The sequence below is a fragment of the Streptomyces enissocaesilis genome (assembly GCF_039533765.1).
GTDB classification, from domain to species: Bacteria; Actinomycetota; Actinomycetes; order Streptomycetales; family Streptomycetaceae; genus Streptomyces; species Streptomyces enissocaesilis.
In genome coordinates this window covers 14,158-27,179 of sequence record NZ_BAAAUD010000043.1, presented here as the reverse complement: position 1 = coordinate 27,179, position 13,022 = coordinate 14,158, and the positions used below count along the sequence as shown (strand labels likewise).

General features: G+C 71.4%; 10 protein-coding genes. 8 read left to right on the top strand and 2 right to left on the bottom strand.

Annotated elements, in window-relative coordinates; genetic code table 11:
- Positions 1–291: 291 nt before the first annotated feature.
- Both ABD374_RS22085 and ABD374_RS22080 read left to right on the top strand, forming a co-directional pair.
- Positions 292–1,335, top strand: a complete 1,044-nt coding sequence (locus tag ABD374_RS22085; RefSeq protein WP_344497325.1) for a 3-isopropylmalate dehydrogenase — start codon at positions 292–294, stop codon at positions 1,333–1,335.
- A 225-nt stretch (positions 1,336–1,560) separates the two neighbouring features.
- Positions 1,561–2,667 carry a branched-chain amino acid aminotransferase gene (locus ABD374_RS22080; RefSeq protein ID WP_344497324.1) on the top strand — a complete coding sequence of 369 codons (1,107 nt, stop codon included), beginning with the start codon at positions 1,561–1,563 and terminating at the stop codon, positions 2,665–2,667.
- Between the two features lie 79 nt (positions 2,668–2,746).
- Here ABD374_RS22080 and ABD374_RS22075 read toward each other — a convergent pair whose 3' ends face one another.
- A complete protein-coding gene (locus ABD374_RS22075; RefSeq protein ID WP_344497323.1) occupies positions 2,747–4,201 on the bottom strand; it encodes a cytosine permease in 1,455 nt (484 codons plus the stop codon).
- 140 nt (positions 4,202–4,341) lie between these two features.
- On the opposite strand from ABD374_RS22075, the gene ureA reads away from it, so the two are divergent.
- The 6 genes from ureA to ABD374_RS22045 all read left to right on the top strand — a co-directional run bounded on the left by ureA (position 4,342) and on the right by ABD374_RS22045 (position 11,832).
- The gene (gene ureA / locus ABD374_RS22070) at positions 4,342–5,046 is read left to right on the top strand and encodes an urease subunit gamma (protein ID WP_344497322.1); all 705 of its coding nucleotides are present in this window, start codon (positions 4,342–4,344) and stop codon (positions 5,044–5,046) included.
- On the top strand, positions 5,043–6,731 hold the full coding sequence (locus tag ABD374_RS22065) for an urease subunit alpha (protein WP_344497321.1): 1,689 nt from the start codon (positions 5,043–5,045) through the stop codon (positions 6,729–6,731). The genes ureA and ABD374_RS22065 overlap by 4 nt, the downstream gene beginning before the upstream one ends.
- 18 nt (positions 6,732–6,749) lie before the next feature.
- Entirely contained in the window at positions 6,750–7,781 is a 1,032-nt protein-coding gene (locus tag ABD374_RS22060) for an agmatine deiminase family protein (RefSeq protein ID WP_344497320.1), read from the top strand.
- 43 nt (positions 7,782–7,824) lie between these two features.
- Entirely contained in the window at positions 7,825–8,466 is a 642-nt protein-coding gene (locus ABD374_RS22055) for a TetR/AcrR family transcriptional regulator (RefSeq protein ID WP_425577301.1), read from the top strand.
- Positions 8,467–8,797: 331 nt separating this feature from the next.
- Positions 8,798–10,399 carry a citramalate synthase gene (cimA, locus tag ABD374_RS22050; RefSeq protein ID WP_344497319.1) on the top strand — a complete coding sequence of 534 codons (1,602 nt, stop codon included), beginning with the start codon at positions 8,798–8,800 and terminating at the stop codon, positions 10,397–10,399.
- 110 nt (positions 10,400–10,509) lie between these two features.
- Positions 10,510–11,832, top strand: a complete 1,323-nt coding sequence (locus tag ABD374_RS22045) for a hypothetical protein (RefSeq protein WP_344497318.1) — start codon at positions 10,510–10,512, stop codon at positions 11,830–11,832.
- Positions 11,833–12,321: 489 nt separating this feature from the next.
- Here the strand turns inward: ABD374_RS22045 and ABD374_RS22040 are convergent, their stop codons facing one another.
- Entirely contained in the window at positions 12,322–12,948 is a 627-nt protein-coding gene (locus tag ABD374_RS22040) for a YceI family protein (protein WP_344497317.1), read from the bottom strand.
- Positions 12,949–13,022 lie beyond the last annotated feature (74 nt).

The window sequence follows — 13,022 nt, the reverse complement described above, 5'->3', positions numbered from 1 at the left end:
CCGGACCCGTACGGGTCCGGGCGTACGCGGCCCGCCGTGACGTACGCGATCCCGCCCCGTGCCGGGTCGGGGCGGCCGGGGTTCCGGCCGGGACCGGCTTGCCCCTCGCCGTCCTCGACGGCCCCGGTCGGCGGGCATCCCGTACGGCACGGGAGACCGGCCGCGCGGGAGGACTTCCCCGTAGTGGCCGACTCCGGCCGCTACGGAGGGCGAACGGAATCCGCCGAGGCGATGAGTCCGAATGGCGGACACTCGATGTCAGGGGGTGGGACGCGGGAGTAGGGTGCCGACATGTCTCGCAGCCTCAATCTCGCAGTGGTCCCTGGTGACGGCATCGGCCAGGAGGTCGTGGCCCAAGGGCTCAAGGTCCTCAATGCCGTCCTTCCGCAGGACGTGAAGTTGCAGACCAAGGAGTACGACCTCGGCGCGCAGCGCTGGCACCGCACCGGAGAGACCCTCCCGGACGCGGAACTCGACTCCCTCAAGCAGCACGACGCCATCCTGCTCGGCGCGATCGGCGACCCGTCCGTGCCGTCCGGCGTCCTGGAGCGCGGGCTGCTGCTGAAGCTGCGGTTCGCCTTCGACCACTTCATCAACCTGCGTCCGTCGAAGCTGTTCCCGAACACCGCGACGCCGCTGGCCGGCCGCCCCGAGATCGACTTCGTCGTCGTGCGCGAGGGCACCGAGGGCCCGTACACCGGAAACGGCGGCTCGATCCGCACCGGTACGGAGCACGAGGTCGCGACCGAGGTCAGCCTGAACACGGCGTACGGCGTCGAGCGCGTCGTCCGTGACGCGTACGAGCGGGCCGACGCGCGTCCGCGCAAGAAGCTGACGCTGGTCCACAAGAACAACGTCCTCGTGTACGCCGGCCACATGTGGAAGAACATCTTCGACAGGGTCGGCCAGGAGTACCCCGAGGTCACCACCGACTACCTGCACGTCGACGCCGCGACGATCTTCTTCGTCACCCAGCCGGAGCGCTTCGACGTCATCGTCACCGACAACCTCTTCGGCGACATCCTCACCGACCTCGCCGCCGCCGTGACCGGCGGCATCGGCCTGGCGGCCTCCGGCAACATCAACCCGACGGGTGCCTTCCCGTCGATGTTCGAGCCCGTCCACGGCTCCGCGCCCGACATCGCGGGCCAGGGCAAGGCCGACCCGACGGCCACGGTCCTCTCCGTCGCCCTCCTCCTGCGCCACCTCGGCTTCGAGGCCGAGGCCGTCCGCATCGAGGAAGCCGTCTCCGCCGACCTCGCGGAGCGCGACGGCGGCACCACCCGTACGACCGACGAGATCGGCGACGCGCTCGCGGTACGCGTAGCGGGCTGACCCGACGGACTCCTCCCACAGCCGCCGGGTCGCAGATACCCGGCGGCTGTGCTTTGCCGCGGCCGGGTGGGACCATCGACCCCGGGCCGCACTGCACGCCGTTTCCTGCACGCACTCCCACGGGCGATAATCGAACGCGGGGCCGCGGTATGAGGGGAAGCTCGGACGTCCTACCAGAGGCGTGAGCGCGGTCCACCACACACAACCGGTGAAGGACACGCACTCATGACGACGCCCACGATCGAGCTCAAGCCCTCCTCGCACCCGCTGTCCGACGCGGAGCGCGAGGCGATCCTGGCCAACCCCGGATTCGGCCGCCACTTCACCGACCACATGGTCACCATCCGGTGGACCGCGGGCCGTGGCTGGCACGACGCGCAGCTCACGCCGTACGCGCCGCTGTCGATCGACCCGGCCAACATGACCCTGCACTACGCGCAGGAGATCTTCGAGGGCCTGAAGGCATTCCGCCGGCCCGACGGCACGGTCGCCACCTTCCGCCCCGACGCGAACGCCGAGCGCTTCCAGGTCTCCGCGCGCCGGCTGGCGATGCCGGAGCTGCCCGTCGAGACGTTCATCGCGGCCTGTGACGCGCTGGTCCAGCAGGACAAGGCATGGGTTCCGGCGCACGGCGGCGAGGCCTCCCTCTACCTGCGCCCGTTCATGATCGCCAATGAGGTCGGGCTCGGTGTGCGGCCGGCCAACGAGTACCTCTTCATCGTCATCGCGTCGCCCGCCGGCGCCTACTTCCCCGGCGGCGTGAAGCCGGTCTCGGTCTGGCTCTCCGAGAACTACGTCCGCGCCGTCCCCGGCGGCATGGGCTTCGCCAAGACCGGCGGCAACTACGCGGCCTCGCTCCTCGCCCAGGCCGAGGCGGCCCGGCAGGGGTGCGACCAGGTGGTCTGGCTGGACGCGCTGGAGCACAAGTGGGTCGAGGAGATGGGCGGCATGAACCTGTACTTCGTGTACGGGGGCGCGTCGGGCCAGAAGCCCAGGATCGTCACCCCGGAGCTGACCGGCTCCCTCCTCGCCGGCATCACCCGCGACTCGCTGCTCCGGCTCGCCGGTGACCTCGGCTACGAGACCGCGGAGGGCCGGATCTCCACGGACGACTGGAAGCGCGACACCGAGAACGGCACCCTCACCGAGGTCTTCGCCTGCGGCACCGCCGCGGCCATCACGCCGGTCGGCTCGGTGAAGTCCCAGGGCGCGGAGTGGGTCCAGGGGGACGGGCAGCCGGGCGAGGTGACGATGGAGCTGCGCAGGGCGCTGCTCGCCATCCAGACGGGGACGGCCGAGGACACCCACGGCTGGACGCACGAACTGGGCTGACACCGCCCGTAGCCGTACGTACGTGAGGCCGCGCCCGGCACCCCTGCCGGGCGCGGCCTCACGTACGTACCACCGCTTCTCACGCGTGAGTGGGGGTCCCGCTCCCGACCTCGGCCACGGGTTCCGCCACGGGTTCCGCTCCGGTGTGTACGGCCGCCCGCTCCTTCGCCGTCAGTGCCGTGTACGCGACGCCGCCCACCAGCCCCGAGAGGATGAAGCTGCAGTCCACACCGCCGGTGAGGGCCAGCAGCGGGCCCTCGTAGACCGCCGTCGAGACCGCGGCCAGTCCGACCGCCGCGCCCAGCGCCCAGGAGGCCGTGGCCCGGACGTTCCAGCCCGACCGGTACCAGTAGACGCCGCCCCTGGCGCGGCGGTTGAAGACCTGGAGGGCGTCCGCGTCGTACTGGCCGCCGCAGCGCACGTACCCGATGAGGGAGATGACCGCCCAGGGGGTGCCGATGGCCGTCAGCAGCAGGACGAAGGACGTCATCGCCGACTGGACCGACCAGGCGAAGGAACCCACGAACACGAACGCGGTCGCGACGGCGGCGGCGATCACGGTGGCCCGGGTGCGGGTGGCCCTCGGCGCGATCGCGTCCAGGTCCAGGCCCATCGAGTACAGCATCAGGCCGGCGTTGCCGACGGACCCGGCCGAGGCCGCCAGCAGCAGCGGGGCCAGGTACCAGAAGGGTGCGGCGTCGACGAGCGGACCGGCGTAGTCGAGGCCGGCGCGGGCGGCCAGCGCGGTGTACGTACCGAACAGCTGCGGCACGAGCAGGCCCAGGAGCAGGCCCAGACAGGTGGCCCCGAGGACCTTGCGGGGGCTGTGGCGGCGCGGCGAGATGTAACGCGTGTAGTCACCGAGCAGCGTGATGAAGGCGACCGGGCCGCTGAGTCCGGCGGCGACGGCCGCGAGCAGCCAGGTGGGCCAGAAGGAGCCGAGCAGGTACGGGGTGTCGGGGGGAGCGGCCGTGGTGAAGTCGCCCGCGTAGGCGAGGACGCCGAGCAGGAGAAGGACGACCATGCCGACGGACAGCACCTTGCTGAGGCCCAGCAGCAGCTTGTAGCCGTACACCGCCGCCACGACCGTGGCGGCCGCCAGCACGGTGTACATCAGGGCGCGGGACGACCCGCTGTCGGGCAGGCCGGTCAGCCGGGACAGCGTCCCGACCATCACGTCGCCGCCGATCCACAGCGTGAGCGCCGTGTAGCCGAGGGAGAGCAGCAGGCCGACGACCGAGCCGACCAGACGGCCGCGTACGCCGAACTGGGCACCGCTGGAGGTGGAGAGGTTCGTCGCCGTGCGCAGCGAGATCAGCGCCAGCGGTGCGGTGACCGCGATGCCGGCCAGGGTGCCGACGATGATCGAGGTCACCGACGGCCACAGGCCCAGGCCGAAGGACGGCGGCAGCCAGCCGAAGACGATGACGCCCAGGCAGAGATTGGAGCCGAGGAGCAGGGAGACGAGGTCGCGCGGCCCGCTGGTGCGCTCCTCGTCGGGGATGGTGTCGACTCCGCGCTGTTCTATCGGCATGGCTGGGTCTCCCGGTCCGCCGGACAACAAAGTTTTGAGTGCTGTTCAATGTGACTTGGCTCAAGGTGGTGCGTCAATGTTTCGGACGCATGAACCTGATGGTTAGAGTGAAGTTCTAAACTTCTGGGAGGTGTGGCGGCGTGCGACTGACCCCGACGGAACGCGACCGGCTGCTGCTGTTCGGAGCCGCCGAGCTGGCGCGGGCGCGCCGGGCGCGCGGCCTGCGGCTCAATGTGCCGGAGGCGACCGCGCTCATCGCGGACACGGTGTGCGAGGCGGCCCGCGACGGGCGGCGGCTGGCGGAGGCGATCGAGGCGGCGCGGTCCGTGCTCGGCCCCGACGACGTGCTGCCGGGCGTCGCCGACGTGGTGACCGAGGTGCATGTGGAGGCCGTCTTCGACGACGGCTCCCGGCTCGCGGTGGTGTCGTCCCCGATCGGCGGCGGCGCGACCCTGGGCGACGACGCCCCGGGCGCGGTCCTGCCCGGACCCGCCGACCCGGAGCCGGAGCCGGCGGTGCGGCTGACCGTACGCAACACCGCGGCCGTCCCCGTCAGCGTCACCTCCCACTTCCACTTCTTCGAGGCCAACCCGCGCCTCGACTTCGACCGCGCGGCGGCGTACGGCATGCGGCTGTGCGTACCGGCCGGGTCGTCCGTCCGCTTCGATCCGGGCGGCGAGGCCGAGGTCGGCCTGGTCCCGATCGGCGGCGACCGGATCGCGATCGGTTTCGCGGGCCTGGTCGACGGCCCGCTGGACGCGCCCGGCGCGAAGGAGGAGGCCCTGCGCAGGGCCGCGGCCTGCGGCTACCTGGGAGCACATCCCGAAGGAGGAGTTGAGGCATGAGCATCGATCCGCACGAGTACGCCGCCGTGCACGGCCCCCGCGCCGGGGACCGGGTCAGGCTCGGCGACTCCGGGCTGACCGTGCGCGTCGAGTCGGACGCCCAGAAGCCGGGCGAGGAGTTCCTCGCGGGCTTCGGCAAGACCGCCCGTGACGGGCTGCACCTGAAGGCCGCCGCCGTGCGCGAGACCTGCGACGTCGTCATCAGCAACGTGCTGGTCATCGACGTGGCGCAGGGCATCCGCAAGGTGTCGATCGGCATCAGGGAAGGCCGCATCCACGCCATCGGGCGGGCCGGCAACCCGGACACCCTCGACGGCGTGGACGTCGTCGTCGGCACCGGTACGTCGATCGTCTCGGGCGAGGGCCTGATCGCGACGGCCGGGTCGGTCGACACGCACGTCCACCTCCTCTCGCCGCGCATCATGGAGGCCTCGCTCGCCTCCGGCGTGACGACGATCATCGGCCAGGAGTTCGGCCCGGTCTGGGGCGTCGGCGTGAACTCGCCGTGGGCCCTGCGCCACGCCTTCGGCGCCTTCGACGCCTGGCCCGTCAACATCGGCTTCCTCGCGCGCGGCTCGTCCTCCGACGCGGCCCCGCTCGTCGAGGCGCTCGCCGAGGGCGGGGCGTCCGGCTTCAAGGTGCACGAGGACATGGGTGCGCACACCCGCGCCCTGGACACCGCGCTGCGCGTCGCCGAGGACCACGACGTACAGGTCGCCCTGCACAGCGACGGCCTGAACGAGTGCCTGTCGGTCGAGGACACCCTCTCCGTCCTCGAAGGCCGTACGATCCACGCCTTCCACATCGAGGGCTGCGGCGGCGGGCACGTCCCCAACGTCCTCAAGATGGCCGGCGTGCGCAACGTCATCGGCTCGTCCACCAACCCCACCCTCCCCTTCGGACGGGACGCGGTCGCCGAGCACTACGGGATGATCGTCTCCGTACACGACCTCAAGACCGACCTGCCCGGCGACGCCGCCATGGCGCGCGACCGCATCCGCGCCGGGACGATGGGCGCCGAGGACGTGCTGCACGACCTGGGCGCGATCGGCATCACCTCGTCCGACGCGCAGGGGATGGGGCGCGCGGGCGAGACCGTGCGCCGTACGTTCCAGATGGCCGGGAAGATGAAGGCCGAGCTGGGCCCGATGGAGGGCGACGGTCCGGACGACGACAACGCGCGCGTCCTGCGCTACATGGCCAAGCTCACCATCAACCCCGCCATCGCCCACGGCCTCGCCCACGAGATCGGCTCGATCGAGGTCGGCAAGATGGCCGACATCGTGCTGTGGAGGCCCCAGTACTTCGGTGCGAAGCCGCAGATGGTCCTGAAGTCGGGCTTCCCGGCGTACGGCGTCACGGGCGACCCGAACGCGGCGACCGACACCTGCGAGCCGCTCGTCCTGGGCCCCCTCTTCGGCGCGCACGGCGCGACCCCCGCCGACCTGTCGGTGGCCTTCGTCGCACAGGCCGCCCTCGACCAGGGCAACGACCTGATGCCGACCCGCCGGCGCCGCGTCGCCGTGCGCGGCACGCGCGGCATCGGCCCCGCCGACCTGCGCCTGAACTCCCGTATCGGAGAGGTCGGGGTGGACGGACACAGCGGACTCGTCACGCTCGACGGCGACCCGCTCCGCTCGGAACCCGCCGACTCCGTCTCCCTCAACCGCCTCTACTTCCTCTGATTCCAGTAAGGACCCCCCATGGCTTTCCGTATGCCCGCCGAGTGGGCCCCGCACGAGCGCACCTGGATGGCGTGGCCCGGCCCCAACGTCACCTTCTCCGACGAGGCGGAACTCGCCGCCTCCCGTGAGGCGTGGGCGGGCGTCGCCCGCGCCGTACGCGCCTACGAGCCGGTCACCATGGTCGTCGGCCCCGGCCAGGCGGCCGGCGCCCGCGAGCTGCTCGGCCCGGACATCGAGATCGTCGAGCGCGAACTCGACGACGCCTGGATGCGCGACATCGGCCCGACCTTCGTCAAGGACGACGAGAGCGGCGAACTGGCCGCCGTGGACTGGGTGTTCAACGGATGGGGCGCCCAGGGCTGGGCGACCTGGGAGCACGACGCGAAGATCGCCGGCATAGTCGCCGATCTCACGGGCGTGCCCACGCTCTCCTCCCCGCTCGTCAACGAGGGCGGCGGCATCCACGTCGACGGCGAGGGCACGGTCCTGCTCACCGAGACCGTCCAGCTCGGCCCCGAGCGCAACCCCCGGTGGACGCGCGAGCAGGTCGAGGCGGAGATCCACGCCAAGCTCGGCACCACCAAGGCGATCTGGCTGCCGCGCGGCCTGACCACGGACTACCCGCCGCACGGCTACGGCACCCTCGGCCACATCGACATCGTCGCCGCGTTCGCCGCGCCCGGTGTCGTCCTCGTCCACACCCAGCCGGACCCGTCCCACCCCGACCACGAGCCCTGCAAGGCGAACGTCGAACTCCTCCGCGCGCAGACGGACGCCAGGGGCCGCCCGCTCGAGGTCGTCGAGGTGCCCGCCCCGACGACCGTGCGGGTGGACGGCGAGTGGGTCGACTACTCGTACATCAACCACTACCTCTGCAACGGCGGCGTCGTCCTGTGCGCCTTCGACGACCCGCGCGACGAGGAGGCGGCCGAGCTCTTCCGCGGCCTCTTCCCCGACCGTACGGTCACGCTCGTCGACGCCCGCGAGATCTTCGCGGGCGGGGGCGGCATCCACTGCATCACCCAGCAGCAGCCCGCGGCGGGCAGCTGATCGGGTAGAACATACGAGTGCCTCATGTGAACGTCCACGCCTCATGACCGGGTCCGCGTCCGGGTCCGCGTCCGGTCCCGCCAAGCCGCCGCCGCCCCGTCGGCGCAACCCCGCCCCGCCCCGCGAGACGATGCTCGCCGCCGCCATGGCGAGCATCGCCGAGCACGGGCTGGAGCGGCTGACCATGGCCGGACTCGGACGTGAGGTGGGGATGAGCAGCGGGCACCTCCTCTACTACTTCCGCAGCAAGGACGAGCTGCTCCTGCAGACGCTCGAATGGAGCGAGGAGCAGCTCGGCATGGACCGCAGGGCCGCGCTCGCCCGGCAGGTCCCGGTCCGCGAGCGCCTCGACGCGTACGTCGACCTGTACGTGCCGTCGGGGCCCCGCGATCCGCACTGGGCGCTGTGGCTCGAACTCTGGAACCGTTCGCACGCCGTCGACGAGGAGGCCCGCGCCCGCCTCCTCGACATCGAGCTGTCCTGGCACCGGGACCTGGTGGCCCTGCTCGTCGAGGGCGCCTCGCGCGGCGAACTGCGCACGGTGGTCGACGCCGACCGTTTCGCGACCCGGATACGGGCGCTGCTCGACGGCTTCAGCACGCATGTGGCGATGGGGCTGCCGGGCTCGGAGCGGTCCCAGGTCCTCGCCCAGATCGGCGAGTTCCTCGACGAGACGCTCCGCTGAGCGTTCTCGTACGTACGCACATACGAACGCAGCCGTCCGCACTGCCCGTCGCCCGCATCGTGAGACGGAAGTACCACGCCGCACCAAACGTGCCAAACTGCCCCCGTGTTCTCGTTCGCCATGATTATGGGCAGCAGGCGCGCCGGTCCCCAGTGACCGCTCCCGTACCACCCCGTACGGTGCGGCCACCGTGCCCCAGACCCGCGCGCAGACCTCTCGCACCCGCGAGAGGTTTTTTCGTTTCCCGGCCCCATCACGGCCGGGGCGAGGCGCGCGCGATGATGGGGGCAAGTGGAGCCAGTCCTTCCACTCGACAGGAGTCCAGACAGCCATGACCACCTCAGGCCCCGACGACAGTTTCCACGTCTTCGACACCACGCTGCGCGACGGCGCCCAGCGCGAAGGAATCAACCTGACGGTCGCCGACAAGCTGACCATCGCCCGGCACCTGGACGACTTCGGCGTGGGCTTCATCGAGGGCGGCTGGCCCGGCGCCAACCCGCGCGACACCGAGTTCTTCGCCCGCGCCAAGGCCGAGATCACCTTCAGGAACGCGCAGCTCGTGGCCTTCGGTTCGACCCGCCGTCCCGGCGCCCGGGCCGAGGACGACCCGCAGGTGGCGGCCCTCCTGGACTCCGGCGCCCCTGTCGTCACCCTGGTCGCCAAGTCCCACGACCGCCACGTCGAACTCGCCCTGCGCACCACGCTCGACGAGAACATCGCGATGGTCCGCGACACCGTCGCGTACCTCCGCGCCCAGGGCCGCCGCGTCTTCGTCGACTGCGAGCACTTCTTCGACGGCTACCGCGCCAACCCCGAGTACGCCAAGTCGGTGGTACGGGCGGCCTCGGAGGCCGGCGCCGACGTCGTCATCCTCTGCGACACCAACGGCGGCATGCTCCCCGCCCGGATCCAGGCCGTCGTGGCCACCGTCCTCGCCGACACCGGCGCGCGCCTGGGCATCCACGCCCAGGACGACACGGGCTGCGCCGTCGCCAACACCCTCGCCGCCGTCGACGCGGGCGCCACCCACGTGCAGTGCACCGCCAACGGCTACGGCGAGCGCGTCGGCAACGCCAACCTCTTCCCCGTGGTCGCGGCCCTGGAGCTGAAGTACGGCAAGCAGGTGCTCCCGGCCGGCGCGCTCACCGAGATGACCCGCATCTCGCACGCCATCGCCGAGGTCGTCAACCTCACGCCCTCCACCCACCAGCCGTACGTCGGCGTCTCCGCCTTCGCCCACAAGGCGGGCCTGCACGCCTCCGCCATCAAGGTCGACCCCGACCTCTACCAGCACATCGACCCGGGCCTGGTCGGCAACCACATCCGGATGCTCGTCTCCGACATGGCGGGCCGTGCCTCCATCGAGCTCAAGGGCAAGGAACTCGGCGTCGACCTGGGCGGCGACCGCGAACTGGTCGGCCGCGTCGTCGCGCGCGTCAAGGAGCGCGAGCTCAAGGGCTACACCTACGAAGCGGCCGACGCCTCCTTCGAACTCCTGCTGCGCGAGGAGGCCCGGGGCCGCGCCGTCAGCTACTTCCGTACGGAGTCGTGGCGGGCCATCGTCGAGGACCGCCCCGACGGCACCCACGCCAACGAGGCCACGGTGAAGCTGTGGGCCAAGGGCGAGCGCATCGTCGCCACGGCGGAGGGCAACGGCCCGGTCAACGCCCTCGACCGAGCCCTGCGCGTCGGCCTGGAGCGGATCTACCCGCAGCTCGCCAAGCTGGAGCTGGTCGACTACAAGGTCCGCATCCTGGAGGGCAAGCACGGCACGGAGTCCACGACCCGGGTGCTGATCACCACGGGCGACGGCGAGGGCGACTGGTCCACGGTCGGCGTCGGCGAGAACGTGATCGCGGCGTCCTGGCAGGCGCTGGAGGACGCGTACACGTACGGCCTCCTGAAGGCGGGCGTCGAGCCGGCGGAGTAGGGAGCAGACCGGGGCGGGCGGAGGCGCGGACGTGCGGGTGGCTCCACGAGGAGCCACCCGCAGCCTCACGCATCTATCTTAAAATCCACCCATTCGGGTAGATTTTAAGCATGAGGACACGACTGTTCTCCACCTTGTCCGGGCTGCTGCTCTCCGTGGCGGCCGCCGTACTCGCCGTGGCGCCGGGCGCGCAGGCCGCCACGGGGCTGGACGCCGTGGCGGATTCGCTGCGCGCGTCGCCCGTGTACGTCGATCAGCGCGCCAGAGACCAGTTGCCGCCCCGTGAGGCCGAGGCGCTGGAGGAGAAGATCCTCGACGCCGGGAAGCCGGTCTTCGTCGCCGTACTCCCGCAGGGCGCGGGGTTCCCGGAGGACGGTCTGCTGGCGGACCTGCGGACCAGGACCGGGATCACCGGGGTCTACGCCGTCAGGCTCGGCGACGCCTTCGACGCGGGCGCCGACCGCGCCGTGATGTCGCGCCAGGCGGTCGCCAACCTCACCGCCTCCGTCGAGCCGGCGGGCGGCAGCGACGCCGTCACCCAGCTGAACGCCTTCGTCGACGACGCCATCGAACAGGCCAGGGGCGGCGCCCCCGACACCTGGGACGGTGCCGCGGGGCCGTCGTCCGTCGTCGGCCTGGTGACGTTCGGCCTGGTGCTCGTCGCCGGCTGCGCCGGTGTGCTGCTGCTGTCGCGGCGCAATCACCAGCGGCGGGCGGTGCGGGAGCGGGCCGCGCTGGAGAAGGTGCGGGTGGTCGTCGACGAGGACATCACCGCGTTCGGCGAGACGCTCGACCGCCTCGACTTCCATCCCGCCGAGCCCGGCGCGGACGACGCGATGCGCGCCGACTACGAACGCGCCCTGGACGCGTACGAGAAGGCCAAGTCGATCATGGCGAAGGCGGCGAGGGCCGAGGACGTCCGGGGCGTCACCGAGGCGCTGGAGGACGGCCGCTTCTCGCTCGCCGTGCTCACCGCGCGCCGCGAGGGCAGGCCGCTTCCCGAACGCCGCCCGCCCTGCTTCTTCGACCCGCGCCACGGCCCCTCCACGGCCGACGCCGACTGGGCCCCGGCCGGCGGCGTCACCCGCAGGGTGCCGGTCTGCGCCGCGGACGCGACCCGGCTGGCCGAGGGCCAGGACCCGATGTCGCGCATGGTCGAGACGGCGGACGGCCGCCGCCCGTACTGGGAGGCGGGTCCGGCGTACACCCCGTGGATAGGCGGCTACTACGGCGGCGTCCTCCTGCCCGGCCTGCTGATGGGCACGATGCTCGGCTCGATGCTCTCCACCCCCGCGTACGCCGACCCGGGCTTCGGCGGTTACGAGGGAGGCGACTTCTCGGGCGGCGACTTCAACGCCGGTGACTTCGGCGGCGGAGGCGACTTCGGCGGTGGCTTCGGCGGCGGGGGCGACTTCGGCGGCGGAGGCTTCTGAGACTCCTTGAGGTCGAGGCTTCCGGGCCTCTGACGGCAAGGCGTTCGGCGGCCGGTCTCTGCTCTCGGCATCGGCCGCCGCGGGGACGCTCACCCGCGGCGGTCCGCCGCGCAGTCCGGCCATGCCGTCCGGATCGCTCCGGCGTCGGACGCCGTCGCGGCGCGAAGAGCGTGAGAAGGGCGCGAAGGGCCTGGACACGCGAAAGGTCTGGACGCGCGAAGGGCGCGAAGGGGCTGAACACATGCAGAGGCTGAACACATGCAGTCCCCGGCAGTCCGTCCCGTTGCCGTGAGTTCCAGCCGTCGCTGAAAGCTCCGGCACCCGGGAGGATCTGCCGGGGGCCTGGCCAGAGCCTGCGAGTGGGTCGTCACGCAAGTCGACGAACGTCTCCGTCAACCGTGCGGCTCGCTCCGGTTTCCTGGTGTATTAAGAATTTTCCTCCCGATTTCGCCTGAGTCAAGAGGCCGTCCGTCTTTTCCGACGGCCGGATCAGGACCGCGCAGCCGCGTTCTTGACGGCGGAGATGTCGAAGGTCAGCTTGATCTTGTCGCTGACCATCACGCCGCCCGTCTCCAGTGCCGCGTTCCAGGTCAGGCCCCAGTGGGAGCGCAGGATCTCCGCGCTGCCCTCGAAACCGACGCGCTCGTTGCCGTACACGTCCGTGGCGGAGCCGTTGAACTCCAGGTCGACGGCGAGCGGCCTGGTGACGTCCTTGATGGTCAGGTCGCCGACGATCCGGTAGGTGTCACCGCCGAGCCGCTCCGCCGATGTGGAACGGAAGGTCATGAGGGGGAACCGTTCCGCGTCGAAGAAGTCGCTGCCGCGCAGGTGGCCGTCGCGGTCGCCGATGCCGGTGTCGATACTGGCGATCCGGACGTCGATCGCCGCGGCGGAGCGGGACGGGTCGGAGCCGTCCAGGCTCAGCGTGCCCTCGTGGTCGGCGAAACTGCCGCGGACGTTGGTCACCATGGCGTGGCGGACCGTGAAGCCGATGCTGCTGTGCGCCGGGTCGATGGTGTACTCGCCGGTCAGGGCGGCCAGGGCCGGGTTCACCGCGAGGGTGGCGGTGGCCGCGGACGCGGCCGGGGTGTCGTTCCTGCGGTTGAACAGAGCCATGGCTCCTCCTCGGGTGATGTGCGATCCGGTTGTTTAACCTTCAACGAGATTGACTGTAGCCCTATGCCGTTCAA

Bases quoted from the DNA above. Each gene is read 5' to 3' on its own strand.
- ABD374_RS22085 (WP_344497325.1), top strand. From the start codon at position 292: ATGTCTCGCAGCCTCAATCTCGCAGTGGTCCCTGGTGACGGCATCGGC.
- ABD374_RS22080 (WP_344497324.1), top strand. From the start codon at position 1,561: ATGACGACGCCCACGATCGAGCTCAAGCCCTCCTCGCACCCGCTGTCC.
- ABD374_RS22075 (WP_344497323.1), bottom strand. From the start codon at position 4,201: ATGCCGATAGAACAGCGCGGAGTCGACACCATCCCCGACGAGGAGCGC.
- ABD374_RS22065 (WP_344497321.1), top strand. From the start codon at position 5,043: ATGAGCATCGATCCGCACGAGTACGCCGCCGTGCACGGCCCCCGCGCC.
- ABD374_RS22060 (WP_344497320.1), top strand. From the start codon at position 6,750: ATGGCTTTCCGTATGCCCGCCGAGTGGGCCCCGCACGAGCGCACCTGG.
- ABD374_RS22055 (WP_425577301.1), top strand. From the start codon at position 7,825: ATGACCGGGTCCGCGTCCGGGTCCGCGTCCGGTCCCGCCAAGCCGCCG.
- cimA (WP_344497319.1), top strand. From the start codon at position 8,798: ATGACCACCTCAGGCCCCGACGACAGTTTCCACGTCTTCGACACCACG.
- ABD374_RS22045 (WP_344497318.1), top strand. From the start codon at position 10,510: ATGAGGACACGACTGTTCTCCACCTTGTCCGGGCTGCTGCTCTCCGTG.
- ABD374_RS22040 (WP_344497317.1), bottom strand. From the start codon at position 12,948: ATGGCTCTGTTCAACCGCAGGAACGACACCCCGGCCGCGTCCGCGGCC.